This is a genomic window from Streptomyces thermovulgaris (genome assembly GCF_002155915.1).
Classification (GTDB): Bacteria; Actinomycetota; Actinomycetes; order Streptomycetales; family Streptomycetaceae; genus Streptomyces; species Streptomyces thermovulgaris.
In genome coordinates, this window is the sequence record NZ_MUME01000252.1 from 26,548 (window position 1) to 41,087 (window position 14,540).

The following is a 14,540-nucleotide window of genomic DNA, read 5'->3' on the forward strand; positions in this document are numbered from 1 at the left end:
GCCGGCAGGCGACGCGCCGCTTCCGGCGCCGCGCGCGGGCGGCGCCAGGCGGCTGCCGTACCGTGCGGGGAGCGGTCAGCAGCGGCTGCCGTCGAGGATCACCCGGGCGACCAGGGCCGGATCGTCGCTCATCGGGACGTGTCCGCAGCCGGGCAGCCGCACCAGACGGGCCCGCGGGATGATCCGCTTGGCGCGCACCCCCTGACGGGGGATCAGCAGCCGGTCCTTGGTGCCCCAGGCCACGGTGACGGGAATGCCGGGGACGTCGTCGGTGAATTGGACGTTTGTGCCCGCCCGGAGGGTGTCCTCGAAGCCGACGGCCTGTGCCAGGGCCCGTGCCTCGGCGACCACGGCCTCGGGCGAGCGGCGGGCGGGCCGTGCGTAGATGGTGCCGGTCAGGGCGGTACGGCCGGCCGCCGTGCGGGAGAGCCGCTCGACCAGCTCCGGCGACATGCGCCGCGCGAGGCCGCGCATCGTCCGCAGCACGGTGAACGCGTAGCGCCGCTCGGCCTGGGTCCAGAACCCGGCCGGGGACAGGGCCGTGACGGACCGTACGAGCTTCTCGCGGCCCAGCTCCAGGGCCAGCAGACCGCCCAGGGAGTTGCCCGCCACATGGGGGCGTTCGATCTCCAGCGCCTCGCACAGGGCGCCCAGCGTGGCGTTCATCGTGGGCAGGTCGTGGCGCAGGCCGTCGGGCAGCGCGGGGGAGACGCCGAAGCCCGGCAGGTCCACGGCGATCACATCGCGTTCGGCGGCGAGCAGATGGATCACCGGGTCCCAGGCCTGCCGGTGGTGCCCGATGCCGTGCAGCAGGAGCAGGGGCTCGCCGCTGCCCACGCGCGCGTAGGAGAGGGTCACGGCCCGCGGGCCCTGTGCGGAGGGGACCTTGAAGGAGACGGTGGCGGACATGGGCGCTCCTCGTCGGAAATCGCTGACGAACGACGGGTAGACAGCTTGTCAGCAATTACTACCCACGGGTAGCCCCTGGAAGGGATCCGTACGGGTGGCGCCGGGAGAGCACACGGACGGCCCCGGGAGGACCTCCGGCCGCCCGGGGCCGCCGGCCGCACCGTCCGCCGCACCCTTTCGCGCCTTTGGGGCACGGCGGCTGGACACGGCCGCGGGTGTCGGCTGGGATGGGGGCGTGAGCACCGAGACGGAGACCGATGTCTTCGAGGAGCACCGCCCCGTCCTCATGGGGGTCGCCTACCGCATGCTCGGCCGGGTGGCCGACGCCGAGGACGTCCTCCAGGAGGCCTGGCTGCGCTGGTCCGGTGCCGACCGCGCCGCCGTGCGCGACCCGCGCGGATACCTGGTGCGCATCACCACCCGTCTCGCCGTCGACCGGCTCCGCCAGATCAAGGCGCGCGGCGAGGCGTACACCGGCCCATGGCTGCCCGAACCGCTGGTCACCGACCTCGCCGGGACCGCCGCGGACGCGGAGGAACGGGCCGTGCTCGCCGACTCCGTGTCCCTGGCCGTGCTGGTCGTCCTGGAGACGCTGTCGCCGCTGGAGCGCGCGGTGTTCGTCCTGAGGGAGGCCTTCGGCTACCCGTACGCGGAGATCGCCGGCCTGCTCGGCCGCAGCGAGTCCGCGGTGCGCCAGCTGGCCGGGCGGGCCCGCAGGCACGTCGAGGAGCGGCGGCCCCGCTACGAGGTCGACCCCGTCCAGCGGCGCGACCTGACCGAGCGTTTCCTGGCCGCGGCGGCGGGCGGCGACCTGAAGGCGCTGATGGAGCTGCTCGCGCCGGACGTCCGGCTGGTGGGCGACAGCGGCGGCAAGGCCAGGGCGCCGCTGCGGATCCTGCACAGCGCCGACAAGGTCGGCCGCTTCCTGGCCGGCGTGGCACGGCAGGGCATCCCCGACCTGTCCGTGCGCTTCCTGGAGGTCAACGGCGGGCCCGCGCTGCTGGCCCTGTCCGGCGGCAGACCCGACAGCCTCTTCCAGCTGGACGTCGCCGACGGGCGCATCCAGTGCGTCTACATCATCCGCAACCCCGACAAACTGCGGACCCTGGCCGGGGCCTGAGCCGTCCGCCCGCCCCGGAACCGTCCGCCCGGCCGCCGCACGGCCCGCGTCCCCGCGACGGGGGCCGTGCGGCGGCCCCGTGTGCGCCCTCGGTACGAACAGTTCGTGAACGCCCCGCGGCACGCGCCCGTGCGCCGCCCGCCGGACCGACGATTGGTCTTGACCAAGGGTAAAGGCCGCCATAAGGTCGCAGACAAGTACAACAACCTTTAATAAATAAGCGCGCCAAAACGCCGGCGGACCACGGCGAATGCGGAGGACAGGGTGGGGACCACGCAGCTGGAAACGGTGCCGGAGCCGAAGTACTGGCATCTCAAGAACGTGCTCAGCGAGGCACTTGACTCCGAGTTCTCGGTGGGCGAAGTCCTGCCCAACGAGCGGGAGCTCGCCGCCCGCTTCGGCGTGGCCCGGGCCACGCTCCGCCAGGCCCTGGAACAGCTGGAGCTGGAGGGACGGCTGCAGCGCCGCCGCGGCGTCGGCACGACCGTCGCACCCCCGCGCGTGGGCGTGGCCGTCGGCACCGAGCGGCACGAGTGGCCCGGGACGGCCGACGACGCCTGGCAGATCGTGGACTGCACCCACGCGGTCCCGCCCGCCGCGATCGCCGATGCCCTGGAAAGCGGCCGGGAGGAGGCCGTGCACATCGTGCGCCGGTCGCGCAGGAGCCACGGCCAGCAGGTCGCCGCCGAACGGCTCTACATCCCGGCCGCCTCCGTGCCCGACCTGACCGCGATCGACGCACCGTCCGGGCCCGCCCGCGCGCGTGCCGTGCTGCGCGAGCTGCAGCGTCTGGAGCTGGAGGGCCAGGAGCGCTCCGTCGAGCTGGGCTCGGCCCGCGCGGAGGACGCCAAGGAGCTCGACCGGCTGCCCGGTGCACCCGTCCTCGTCGTCACCACCCGCTTCGTCGCCCGGAGGCGCACCGCCGCGATCTCCGTCGCCACCTACCGCGCGGACACCTGCCGGCTGACCTTCGGGGACCTCGGCGGAGTGGAGATCCACCACGGGCCGGAGCGCCGGGCCTCCTGAAGCCCCGGCACCGCCCTCAGCGGCGGGCCGTCACCGTGCCCTCCACCGCGAACAGCTGCTCCTCGACATGGTCGAGGGCCAGCCGCAGCGCGCCCGTCGCCACGGCCGCCTCGCCGAGCACCGAAAGGGCCACCCGGGGCGGCCGCAGACAGTAGCGGGTCAGCTCGCGCCGCAACGGCTCCAGTACGCCGTCCAGACCGGACGCCCAGCCGCCGACGACCACCAGCTCGGGGTCCAGGGCCAGCACGAGCGCCGCCACGTCGTGGACGAGCCGCCGCAGAAAACGGTCCACGGCCGCACGGGCCGGCCGGTGGCCCTCGCGGGCCAGCGCGAAGACCTCGGCCACCGCCTGCTCGTCCAGCGGGTGCAGCGGCCGGTCCGTGGTGGACAGCAGGGTCTCGGGCGCCTCCTCCCGGCCCAGCAGGTGCAGCGCGCCGATCTCGCCGGCGGCCCCGCCGTACCCGCGGTGCAGCCGCCCGCCGATCAGCGAGCCGGCGCCCGGGCTCAGCCCCGCCAGCACGAAGACCACGTCGTCGGACCCGGTGGCGGCGCCCTTCCAGTGCTCGGCGACCGCCGCGGCGTTCGCGTCGTTCTCCACGAGCACCGGGCACTTGAAGGAACGGCCGAGCCGTTCGCCCAGGCGCAGCCCCGTCCACCCGGGCAGCGCGGTGCTCAGCCGCACGGTGCCGTCCGCCTCCACGATGCCGGGCGTCCCGACCCCGACGGCCCGCAGCGAGCTGCGCGGGACACCGGTCCGGCGCAGCAGGTCGGTGACCGCGGCGCGCAGCCGCTCCAGGCGCTCGTCCGCCCCGGCCGTCTCCTCCACGCCCTTGGTCTGGGAGCCCACCACACGGCCGTCGAGATCCGCCAGCAGCGCGGACACCCGGCGCACGCCGATCTCCAGCCCCAGCAGATGCCCGGCCTCGGCCCGGAAGCGGAACCGCCGTGCGGGCCGCCCCTGCCGCCGTGCGGTGCCCTCCTCGGCCGCCTTCTCGGCGACCAGTCCCGCCGCGACGAGATCCTCCACGACGCCCTCGACCGTCGGCCGGGACAGTCCGGTCATCCGGGTGATCTCCGTGAGCGTCGCACAGTCCGTGGAGCGCAGCGCGCGCAGCACCACCGCGGAATTGATCCTTCGCAGCAACGAGGGACTCCCGCCGGTCAGCTGCCCCACCGTCCGCCCTCCCAGCTCGTGCGCGTGTTGGCCGGATCGTACTCGGCGCGGGCCGGGGCAGCGAGTGCCGGAACGGCCGGACACCCCCGGACCGGCGCCCCGCGGGCGGGCGGAATGCTGACGCGTCGCCATATGTCGGGGCCAGCCGGTCCGTCGGACCGCGCACCGGCACGGGCAGAGGCCGTGGACGGGGTCCGGTCACCGGGCGCCGGGCCCGGCCGCGATCCGCTGCGGCTTCCCGCTACGACTCCTCCGCGGCCGCCCTCAGCCGTGCGAACTCCTGCGCCATCGTCCCGGTCGTCCAGTGCGCGTTCAGCCCGCTCGGATTGGGCAGCACCCACACGCGTGTGCCGCCGACCGTCCGCTCCTGCGGCCCCACACGGGCCGTGCGGTCGCCGAACGCCGCCCGGTAGGCGGTGACCCCGACCACGGCCAGCCACCTCGGCCGCAGCCGTGCCACCTTCAGCTCCAGCAGCCGCCCGCCCTCGCGGTACTCCTCGGCCGTCAGCTCCTCGGCCCGGGCCGTGGGCCGCGCCACGACGTTCGTGATGCCCAGCCCGTACGACAGCAGCTCGTCCTGTTCCGACGGCTTCAGCAGCCGCGGGGTGAAGCCCGAGCGGTACAGCACCGGCCAGAACCGGTTGCCCGGCCGGGCGAAGTGGTGGCCGGTCGCGGCCGACATCAGACCGGGATTGATCCCGCAGAACAGCACCCGCAGTCCGTCCGCGACGACGTCCGGCACCAGGCGGTCGCGGGCGGCCTCCAGCTCCGCCGGGGTGGGACGGGTCAGAGGATCGCCCCCGGGACGTAGGCCGCGGCCTCCGGGTGCTGCTTCACGATCTCCTCGATCCGGCCCACGACCGCGCCGACCTGGTCGGCCGCCGCTCCGGTGAAGGACAGCCTGTCCGCCATCAGCGCCTCCAGCTGCGCACGGTCGAGCGGAAGGCGCTCGTCGGCGGCGAGCTTGTCGAGCAGGTCGTTGCGCTCGGCCCCCTGCTCGCGCATCGCCAGCGCGGTGGCGACGGCGTTCTCCTTGATCGCCTCATGGGCGATCTCACGGCCGACCCCGGCCCGCACCGCGCCCATGAGCACCTTGGTCGTGGCCAGGAACGGCAGATAGCGGTCCAGCTCGCGGGCGATCACCGCGGGGAAGGCGCCGAACTCGTCGAGCACCGTCAGGAACGTCTCCAGCAGACCGTCCAGCGCGAAGAACGCGTCCGGCAGCGCGACCCGGCGCACCACCGAGCAGGACACGTCGCCCTCGTTCCACTGGTCGCCCGCCAGCTCGCCGGTCATCGAGGCGTAGCCGCGCAGGATCACCATCAGGCCGTTCACACGCTCGCAGGAGCGGGTGTTCATCTTGTGCGGCATCGCCGAGGAGCCGACCTGCCCCGGCTTGAAGCCCTCGGTGACCAGCTCGTGCCCGGCCATCAGCCGGATCGTCTTCGCCAGCGAGGAGGGCGCCGCCGCCAGCTGCACCAGCGTGGTGACGACCTCGTAGTCCAGCGAGCGCGGGTAGACCTGGCCGACCGAGGTGAACGTCTGCGAGAAGCCCAGGTGCCGGGCGATGCGCCGCTCCAGCTCCGCGAGCCTGTCCGCGTCGCCGCCGAGCAGGTCCAGCATGTCCTGGGCCGTGCCGACCGGTCCCTTGATGCCGCGCAGCGGGTAGCGGCCCAGCAGGCCCTCGAGCCGCTCGTAGGCCACCAGCAGCTCGTCCGCGGCGGTCGCGAAACGCTTGCCGAGGGTGGTCGCCTGCGCGGCGACATTGTGCGAGCGTCCGGCCATGACCAGCTCGCCGTGCTCGGCGGCCAGCCTGCCCAGCCGGGCCAGGACGGCCACCGTGCGGTCCCGCATCAGCTCCAGCGAGCGCCGGATCTGCAGCTGCTCGACGTTCTCCGTCAGATCGCGGGAGGTCATGCCCTTGTGCACGTGCTCGTGCCCGGCCAGGGCGTTGAACTCCTCGATCCGCGCCTTCACGTCGTGCCGCGTGACCCTCTCGCGGTCCGCGATCGAGGCCAGGTCCACCTGGTCGAGGACCCGCTCGTAGTCGGCGATCGCCTCGTCGGGGACCTCGACGCCGAGGTCCTTCTGGGCCCGCAGCACGGCGAGCCAGAGCTGTCGCTCCAGCTTCACCTTCTGCTCGGGCGACCAGAGCGTGGCGAGCTCGGCGGAGGCATAGCGTCCGGCGAGGACGTTCGGGATGCGGGGCTTGGCGGGCGCTGAAGTCACGTGTGCAGAGTCTACTGGCGATTGATGCAGGTCGGCGCCGTGGGGGTGTTCGTCGGAACCTACGAGAGCCCCGCGTCGGCCGTCTGCTGGAGCAGGTCCGTGCAGGGCAGCAGCTCGGGCCGTTTGGGCGGGCGGCCGTCGCCGGAGGAGCGGCCGGTCAGCCGTCTGCCTATCCAGGGCAGCAGGTGCTGCCGGGCGAAGCGGGCGTCCGCGATCCGGCGGGTGAGCCAGCCCGGCCGCGGGGCCGGCGGCAGGGGCGTGCGCCACTCGGGGTCCTCCGGCTCGTGACCGAGCGTCTGCCACACCGCCTCCGCGACCCGGCGGTGGCCCTCCGCCGTCAGGTGCAGCCGGTCCGCGTCCCACATCCGCGGGTCGCTCAGCGACGGCGCCCCGTACAGGTCGACGACGAGCGCCCCGTGCCGCTCGGCGAGCTCGTCCACACAGGCGAACAGCGCCTCCAGACGCGGCCGGAAGCGCTCCAGGACGGGACCCCGCCGGGCGGGGCTGCGCATCAGCACGAGCTGCTTGCACGACGGCGCCAGCCGCTCCACCGCCTCGGTCAGCAGGGCCCTCACCCTGCCCATGTCGCACCGGGGGCGCAGGGTGTCGTTCAGCCCGCCCACCAGGGTCACCACGTCGGCCCGCATGGCCGCCGCCGCCTCCACCTGCTCGTCGAGGATCTGCCCGATGAGCTTGCCCCGCACGGCGAGGTTGGCGTACCGGAACCCGGGGGTGCGGGCGGCCATCCGGGCGGCGAGGAGATCGGCCCAGCCCCGGTAGGAACCGTCGGGCAGCAGGTCCGACATGCCTTCGGTGAAGGAGTCGCCGACCGCGACCAGGCTGGAGTACGAGGGGGAGCACGGGGGATTCGTCTGCATGGCGGCAGTGATGGTATCCCGGCGCCCCACCTGCCATACCACCCGGTCGGTCGGCCCGGGCGGCCCCGCTCAGGTCCGCTGGCCGAACAGCTCCCGCAGCACGTCCTCCATCGTCACCAGGCCCGCCAGCCGTCCGTCCTCCCCCATCACCGCCGCCAGGTGCGTACGGCTGCCCCGCATGGCGGTGAGCACGTCGTCCAGCGGTGTGCTCTCCCGGATCCGCGCGATGGGGCGCAGATCCCGCAGCCGGAACGGTTCGTCGCCCGAGGGGGCGTCCAGGGCGTCCTTGACGTGCAGATAGCCGACGATCCGGCGCCCTTCGTCGACCACCGGGAAGCGGGAGAAGCCGGTCTTGACCGACAGCTGCTCCAGCTGCGCGGGCGTGACGCCCAGGCTCGCGTACACCACGCGCTCCAGCGGAAGGACGACGTCGCGCACCGGCCGGCTGCCGAGTTCCAGCGCGTCGTGCAGCCGCTCCTGCGCCCGGTCGTCGAGGAGGCCGGCCGCGGTGGCGTCCTTGACGATCTCGGCCAGCTCGGTGTCCGTGAAGGTCGCCGCGACCTCGTTCTTGGGCTCCACCCGCAGCAGCTTGAGCAGGCCGTTCGCGAACGAGTTCACCGTGAAGATCACCGGGCGCAGCGCCCGGGAGAGCGCGACCAGCGGCGGGCCGAGCAGCAGCGCGCTGCGCACCGGCTCCGCGAGCGCGATGTTCTTCGGCACCATCTCGCCGAGCAGCATGTGCAGATACGTCGCCAGGGCCAGCGCGATCGCGAACGACACCGCGTGGCCCGCACCCGAGGGCAGCCCCATCGCATGGAACACCGGCTCCAGCAGATGGGCGATCGCGGGCTCGGCGACCACACCGAGGACCAGGGTGCACAGGGTGATGCCGAGCTGTGCGGCCGCCAGCAGCGCGGACACGTGCTCCAGGCCCCACAGCACGCTCCTGGCGCGCCGGTCGCCCTCCTCGGCGTACGGCTCGACCTGGCTGCGCCGCACCGAGATCAGCGCGAACTCGGCGCCCACGAAGAAGGCGTTGACGACCAGGGTCGCCAGACCGATCAGGATCTGTACGGCGGTCATCGGCCGGCCCTCTTCTCGTGCTGCTCGTGGTGCGCGCGCTCCCCGTGCCGCCGGCCGTCCTGCTCCTCCTGGGGCGGGGCGTGCAGCAGCACGCGTGCGGCCCGGCGTCCGCTCGCGTCCACCACGTCCAGCCGCCAGCCGGCGATCCGCAGGGTGTCACCGGCCTCGGGGATCCGGCCGAGCTCGGTGGCGACAAGACCGGCGAGCGTCTCGTACGGCCCCTCCGGCACCCGCAGCCCCACCCGGGCGAGCTGGTCCATGCGCGCGGAGCCGTCCGCCGAGTACAGGGTGCGTCCCTCCTCGTCGGTCCCGGCCGGGGCGAGGTCGGGCGTCTCGAGCGGGTCGTGCTCGTCGCTCACCTCGCCGACGACCTCCTCGACGATGTCCTCCAGGGTCACCACGCCCGCGGTGCCGCCGTACTCGTCGATGACCACCGCCATCGTGTGCGTGCCGGACAGCCGGTCCAGCAGCCGGTCGACGGTCAGCGACTCGGGGACCAGCAGCGGCTCGCGCATGATCTCGGAGACCCGTGTCCGGGTGCGGCGCTCCGCGGGCAGCGCCAGCACGTCCTTGATGTGGGCGGTGCCGACGACCGAGTCGAGGCTGTCGCGGTAGACCGGGAAGCGGGACAGCCCGGTCGCCCGGGTCGCGTTCGCCACGTCCTCGCAGGTCGCCTGGGCGTCGAGGGCGACGACCTGGACACGCGGGGTCATCACGTTCTCCGCGGTCAGGTCGGCGAGGTTGAGCGTCCGTACGAACAGCTCGGCGGTGTCCTCCTCCAGGGCGCCCTCCCTGGCGGAGTGCCGGGCCAGGGCGGCGAGCTCCTGGGGGCTGCGCGCGGAGGCGAGCTCCTCGGAGGGCTCCAGCCCGAGTCGGCGCACCATGTGGTTCGCCGTGTCGTTCAGATGGGTGATGAAGGGGCGGAAGGCGGCGCTGAACCAGCGCTGCAGATTGCCCACCCGCTTGGCCACCGCCAGCGGTGAGGAGATCGCCCAGTTCTTGGGCACCAGCTCGCCCACCACCATCAGGAACACGGTGGACACAGCCGTGCCCAGGACCAGGGCCACCGAGGACGCGGCGGCCCCGGAGACGCCGATGCCCCGGAGCGGACCCGCCAGCAGCCGGGCGATCGACGGTTCGGCGAGCATGCCGACCACCAGGTTGGTGACGGTGATGCCGAGCTGCGCCCCGGAAAGCTGGAACGTCAGGTTCCGTACCGCCTTCAGGGCTCCCGCGGCGCCGCGCTCACCGCGCTCGGCCGCCCGCTCCAGGGCGACGCGGTCGACGGTGGTCAGCGAGAACTCGGCCGCGACGAAGGCACCGCAGACGAGGCAGAGCGCCACTGCCACCAGCAGCAGGAGCACTTCGGTCATCGGGTCACCCCCGACCCGGGGTCGAGCAGTGCGGGGCAGGGACGGGCGCGCCGTGCCGCGCGAGGAGGTTCGCCCATGGGCGGACGCTCACAACCTTTCATGAGGACCGAGTGATCCTGCAATCGTAAAGGACGGGCAAAGAGGGTGCGGGGTCAGTCCGCGAGGGGCCTCACCCAGCGCCGCCACTGCTCCTCGGGCCGGTAGCCCGCCGCACGCCAGGCGCGGTGCGCGGTCTCGTCGCGGGTGAGCACCATGGCGTCGGCGCGCCGCCCGCCGAGGCCCGCGAACCGTTGCTCGGCGGCCCTCGGCAGCGCCGAGCCGATGCCCCGCCGTCGCCGGCCGGGGCGCACGGCCGGCCGGTACAGATGACAGCGCCGGCCGTCGAAGCCCGCGCCGGCCGTGCCGGCCGGCTCGCCGTCCTGCTCCGCCGGCAGCAGGGCCTTCGGGTCCCGGGCGATCAGCCGGGCCACGCCGTCCCGGTCGTCGCTGATGCTCGTGCCCTTCGCGGCCGTTCCCCGGAAGGCCGGCACGGAGCCGATGCCGTCGGGGGTCGCGGGGCGTACACGGAGAGCGTCCATGCGCCGATCGCAGCACGTCCGTGCGCGCGGGGTGCGGAATTCCGGCATCCGGACACCGGCTGCCGGGCGCTTCGCGGTCCGCCCGTGCGCACCCGGCGCCGGGCCCGGCCCCCGGCGCACACCGGAACTCCTGCGTGCTACTCGTGCGCGATCGCCGCCAGCACGTTCATGCGGGAGGCGCGCAGTGCGGGCAGCAGGGCCGCGACGACGCCCACGACCGCCGCGCCGACCACCACCGTGACGATCGTGCTCCAGGGGATCGTCAGCAACCCGATGCCCCGCAGGGCCAGCACCCGCTGGGCGCACACGCCCCACACCAGCCCCAGCGCCAGACCGAGGACCGCGCCGAAGACCGCGATCACCACCGACTCCAGCCGGATCATCCGCCGCAGCTGACGCCGGGTCAGCCCGATGGCCCGCAGCAGACCGATCTCCCGTGTCCGCTCCACCACCGACAGGGCCAGGGTGTTGACCACGCCGAGCACCGCGATGACGATGGCCAGGCCGAGCAGCGCGTACACGAGGCGGAGCAGCACCGCGATCTGGTCGTGGACCAGCTCCTTGTAGTCCGCCTGGTCGCGCACCTGCGCATCGGGGTACGGGGCGAGGGCCTTCGTCAGCTGGGAGCGCAGCCGGTCGGGGCTCGTGCCCGGAGCCGCGTTCACGTACAGCGCCGCGTCCGGGGTGCCGGGCACGTACTTCTCCAGGGTGCCGATGCCGAAGTACACACCGCCCTCGATGCCGAACCCCTCGGCCATGTCCTGGTTGGTCAGCGCGCCCACGGTGAGCCGTGCCCGCCGCCCGCTCTCGAACTCCACGGGCAGGACGCTGCCGGGCCGCACCCCGTGCTTGCCGGCGAATCCGGCGTCCATGGCGACGCGCCCGTCGGCGAGCGCCGCCGCCGTGCCGCCGTGGACGTAGTCGATGTGGGCGACGGCATCCAGCTGCGGGTCGTAGCCGGCGGCGGTGGTCCGCACCCGCCTGCCGTCCGGCAGCGTCACCGCGACGGCCGCGAACCGCTGCCGTACCACGGTGCCGACACCGGGAGTGTTCCGGACCCTGTCCGTGACCTCCGGCGGGAACGGCTGGAAATAACGATTCTGCACGACGAAGTCGGCACCGAGCGTCTTCTCGATCTGGTGGTCGACGGACCGGGCCAGGGAGGCGCCGGCCACCGACATCCCGCCGACCAGGGCCAGGCCCACCATCAGGGCGGACGCGGTGGCGCCGGTGCGGCGCGGATTGCGCAGCGCGTTGCGCTGGCTCATCCGCCCGATGGGGCCGAACAGCGCCGGGAACGCCCCGCCCAGCACCCGGATCAGCGGGCGCACCAGCAAAGGGCCCGCGGTGACGGTCGCGACCAGGGTGAGGACGACACCGGCGCCCAGCAGCGAGACGGCGGTCGCGGTGCGGTGCACGACGGCGCAGCCCGCGAGCGCGGCCGCGCCGGCCGCCCCCACCAGCGCGCCCGCCACCGCGCGCCCCCGCAGCGGCCGTTCCGCACCGGCGGTCTCGACGTCCGTCAGGGCCGCCATGGGCGACACGGCCGCGGCGCGGCGGGCCGGGAGGCAGGCCGCCACCAGGGTGATGCCGATGCCCACGGCGTACGCGGCGACGGGCGTGCCCCAGCCGACGACCAGCTCCGCGGTCCGCAGATTCACCCGGAAGGCGCTCATGAGCCGGAGCAGACCGGCGGCCATGCCGATCCCGGCCGCCAGGCCCAGCGTGGAGCCGGCCAGCCCGAGCAGCGCCGCCTCCATCAGCACCGAGCGGCGCACCTGCCGCCGGTCGGCGCCCAGGGCGCGCAGCAGACCCAGCTCACGGGTGCGCTGGGCGATCAGCATGGCGAAGGTGTTGACGATCAGGAAGATGCCGACGAGAACCGCGATCCCGGCGAATCCCAGCATGACGTACTTGACGATCCCGAGGAATCCGCCGAGGCTCTCGGCGGCGGACTTGGCCTGCTCGTCGGCGGTTTTCAGGTCGTATGTCAGGGCGTGGCCGCCGGTGCCGAGGGCCCGGCCGATCCGGCGTTTGAGCTCGGTGCGGGGCACGCCCTCGGCCGCGTCGACCGAGATGCTCGTCGCGCGGTCCGCGGAGCCGAGCAGCCGGGTCTGCGCGGTGGGCGTGTCGAGGAAGACCCGGGCCGTGCCCGGATGGGTGGTGGTGAACGTGGCGAGGCCGACGATGCGCACGCGGAACGTGCCCGGCTGAGCCCGGATGGTCAGCTCGTCCCCGATCCGCGCGTGCGCGTGCCGGGCCGTGTCGGCGTCCAGCAGGGCCTCGCCGTCGCCCCGCGGGGCGCGGCCGGAGGTCAGCCGCACCGGACTGTGGCCGGTGACCTGCCAGTTCGAGACGACGGCCGGAGCGCCCGTGGTCGGACCGACCGGTTTGTTGCGGCTGTCGACGACGGTGGCGTTGCGGACGGCCACGTCCACATGGGCCGCCGCGACGCCGTCGACCTCGGCCACCTGCCGGGCGAGGGAGGCGGGCAGGGTGGGCACGACACCGGTCGGCACGGCGGACCGCAGACCCTGCCGCGGCGCCACCGTCACATCGGCGGAAGCGGAGGCGAAGAGCCGGTCGAAGGTGCGGGAGACGGTGTCGGAGAAGATCAGGCTGCCCGCGACGAAGGCCACCGACAGGACGACGGCCAGGGCGGAGAGCAGCAGCCGCCCCTTGTGGGCGAGGAAACTGCGCAGGGTCGCCCTGAGCACGGGAGTCAGGCCCCCTCGACGGCGACGCCGTCCTCGTCGAGGGGACCGCGGGCCGCCCGGGGGCCGGAGGGCCGCGGACCGCTCCCGGCGAACAGGCGCATGCGGTCCAGGACCGCCGCCGCGGTCGGATGCTCCATCTCGTCCACGACCCGCCCGTCGGCGAGATAGAGCACCAGGTCGGAGTGGGCGGCGGCGCCCGGGTCGTGGGTGACCATGACGACGGTCTGCCCGAGACTGTCGACGGCGTCGCGCAGAAAGCCGAGCAGCTCCAGGCCGGCCCGGGAGTCGAGGTTGCCGGTCGGCTCGTCGGCGAAGATCAGCTCGGGCCGGGAGGCCAGCGCCCGTGCGCAGGCCACGCGCTGCTGCTGGCCGCCGGAGAGCTGGGAGGGACGGTGCTTGAGCCGGTCCCTCAGCCCCAGGGTGTCGATGACCTCGTCCAGCCACTCCTGGTCGGGCCTCCGGCCGGCGATGTCCATGGGGAGGGTGATGTTCTCCAGCGCGTTGAGGGTGGGGACGAGGTTGAACGACTGGAACATGAAGCCGATCCGGTCCCGCCGCAGCCGGGTCAGCTCGCGGTCCCTCAGCCCCGTGATCTCGGTGTCGCCGATCCAGACCCGGCCGGCCGAGACGGTGTCGAGGCCCGCCAGACAGTGCATGAGCGTGGACTTCCCGGAACCGGAGGGGCCCATGACCGCGGTGAAACGGCCGCGGGCGATGTCCACGTCCACCGAGTCCAGCGCGAGCACGGCGGTCCCGCCCGATCCGTACTTCTTGGTCAGCCCCCGGGCGCGGGCCGCGATCCCGTCGGCCGACGCCCGGCCCGGCGCCGCAGCGGATGTGGACACGGCGGCCTCCTTGGGAGTGCTTCGTCCGGTACGTCCCCGCTCGTACATGTCATATGTGCCGTATGCGGGTGTCCTCCGCCGAGCGTAATGTGAGCGGGGCCACAGCCGGTATCCCCCGTTGGGCCGAGCGGGGGCCTCCCGCCACGGGCCGGTTCCTCCGCGGGGCCGGTGTCAGGGGCGTTCGCGGCCGGCGGGGAGCGGACGCCGGGCGGTGCCCAGCACGCAGTACGAGGTGGGCAGGACCGGCCCCTTCTCGGGCACCAGCATCCGGCGGCAGGGGCCGAGTGCGAAGCCGGCGTCCCGCAGGGCGGCGACCGGTTCGCGGGACAGACGGCAGCCGCCGGCCAGCAGCGGCCACACCGTGCGGTCCAGGGCGCGCTGGACGAGGACCATCGCCCGGCCGCCGCCCCTGCCGTGCTCGAAGAACCGCACCTCGCCGCCCGGCCGCAGCACCCGCCGCGCCTCGGCGAGCGCGCGCGGCAGATCGCGCACACTGCACAGCACCAGCGAGAACACCACGGCGTCGAACGCCTCGCTCTCCACCGGCAGCGCCTCCGCGCAGCCCGGCACCACGTCGACCGGGACCCCGGCGCGCCGGGGTCCCGGTC

General features: G+C 74.1%; 13 protein-coding genes. 2 read left to right on the forward strand and 11 right to left on the reverse strand.

Translation table 11 applies throughout. The features are described from left to right. Positions 1-75 precede the first annotated feature (75 nt). The gene (locus tag CCN35_RS19690) at positions 76-909 is read right to left on the reverse strand and encodes an alpha/beta fold hydrolase (protein WP_086793759.1); all 834 of its coding nucleotides are present in this window, start codon (positions 907-909) and stop codon (positions 76-78) included. 235 nt (positions 910-1,144) lie between these two features. On the opposite strand from CCN35_RS19690, the gene CCN35_RS19695 reads away from it, so the two are divergent. Together CCN35_RS19695 and CCN35_RS19700 are read left to right on the forward strand one after the other, a co-directional pair. Then, positions 1,145-2,029 (forward strand): RNA polymerase sigma-70 factor, encoded by an 885-nt coding sequence (locus CCN35_RS19695; RefSeq protein ID WP_086793760.1) that lies wholly within the window; start codon positions 1,145-1,147, stop codon positions 2,027-2,029. A 264-nt stretch (positions 2,030-2,293) separates the two neighbouring features. After that, on the forward strand, positions 2,294-3,055 hold the full coding sequence (locus CCN35_RS19700; RefSeq protein ID WP_067392415.1) for a GntR family transcriptional regulator: 762 nt from the start codon (positions 2,294-2,296) through the stop codon (positions 3,053-3,055). 16 nt (positions 3,056-3,071) lie between these two features. On the opposite strand, the gene CCN35_RS19705 is transcribed toward CCN35_RS19700, so the two are convergent. The 10 genes from CCN35_RS19705 to CCN35_RS19750 form a co-directional block, all read right to left on the reverse strand. Continuing rightward, positions 3,072-4,229 carry an ROK family transcriptional regulator gene (locus CCN35_RS19705; protein WP_067392412.1) on the reverse strand — a complete coding sequence of 386 codons (1,158 nt, stop codon included), beginning with the start codon at positions 4,227-4,229 and terminating at the stop codon, positions 3,072-3,074. A gap of 241 nt (positions 4,230-4,470) precedes the next feature. After that, complete coding sequence (mug, locus tag CCN35_RS19710) at positions 4,471-5,019, reverse strand: G/U mismatch-specific DNA glycosylase (protein ID WP_079129649.1); 549 nt, start codon at positions 5,017-5,019, stop codon at positions 4,471-4,473. Beyond that, positions 5,016-6,458 carry an adenylosuccinate lyase gene (gene purB, locus CCN35_RS19715; RefSeq protein ID WP_067392407.1) on the reverse strand — a complete coding sequence of 481 codons (1,443 nt, stop codon included), beginning with the start codon at positions 6,456-6,458 and terminating at the stop codon, positions 5,016-5,018. Before purB ends, mug begins: the two co-directional genes overlap by 4 nt. 59 nt (positions 6,459-6,517) lie before the next feature. After that, positions 6,518-7,336 (reverse strand): SGNH/GDSL hydrolase family protein, encoded by an 819-nt coding sequence (locus CCN35_RS19720; protein WP_067392404.1) that lies wholly within the window; start codon positions 7,334-7,336, stop codon positions 6,518-6,520. Positions 7,337-7,405: 69 nt separating this feature from the next. Further along, positions 7,406-8,419, reverse strand: a complete 1,014-nt coding sequence (locus CCN35_RS19725; RefSeq protein WP_067392401.1) for a hemolysin family protein — start codon at positions 8,417-8,419, stop codon at positions 7,406-7,408. Further along, entirely contained in the window at positions 8,416-9,792 is a 1,377-nt protein-coding gene (locus CCN35_RS19730; protein WP_086793762.1) for a hemolysin family protein, read from the reverse strand. Before CCN35_RS19730 ends, CCN35_RS19725 begins: the two co-directional genes overlap by 4 nt. 152 nt (positions 9,793-9,944) lie before the next feature. Further along, positions 9,945-10,370 carry a GNAT family N-acetyltransferase gene (locus CCN35_RS19735; protein ID WP_067392395.1) on the reverse strand — a complete coding sequence of 142 codons (426 nt, stop codon included), beginning with the start codon at positions 10,368-10,370 and terminating at the stop codon, positions 9,945-9,947. 137 nt (positions 10,371-10,507) lie between these two features. Beyond that, positions 10,508-13,087: an FtsX-like permease family protein gene (locus CCN35_RS19740; RefSeq protein ID WP_086793763.1), complete on the reverse strand. Its 2,580-nt coding sequence runs from the start codon at positions 13,085-13,087 to the stop codon at positions 10,508-10,510. Between the two features lie 5 nt (positions 13,088-13,092). Further along, on the reverse strand, positions 13,093-13,932 hold the full coding sequence (locus tag CCN35_RS19745; protein ID WP_067392613.1) for an ABC transporter ATP-binding protein: 840 nt from the start codon (positions 13,930-13,932) through the stop codon (positions 13,093-13,095). 171 nt (positions 13,933-14,103) lie between these two features. Continuing rightward, positions 14,104-14,540, reverse strand: a 437-nt coding sequence (locus CCN35_RS19750; RefSeq protein WP_143631674.1) for a class I SAM-dependent methyltransferase, incomplete at its 5' end; no start/stop codon positions are given.

Bases quoted from the DNA above. Each gene is read 5' to 3' on its own strand.
- CCN35_RS19735 (WP_067392395.1), bottom strand. From the start codon at position 10,370: ATGGACGCTCTCCGTGTACGCCCCGCGACCCCCGACGGCATCGGCTCC.
- CCN35_RS19730 (WP_086793762.1), bottom strand. From the start codon at position 9,792: ATGACCGAAGTGCTCCTGCTGCTGGTGGCAGTGGCGCTCTGCCTCGTC.
- CCN35_RS19690 (WP_086793759.1), bottom strand. From the start codon at position 909: ATGTCCGCCACCGTCTCCTTCAAGGTCCCCTCCGCACAGGGCCCGCGG.
- CCN35_RS19725 (WP_067392401.1), bottom strand. From the start codon at position 8,419: ATGACCGCCGTACAGATCCTGATCGGTCTGGCGACCCTGGTCGTCAAC.
- CCN35_RS19720 (WP_067392404.1), bottom strand. From the start codon at position 7,336: ATGCAGACGAATCCCCCGTGCTCCCCCTCGTACTCCAGCCTGGTCGCG.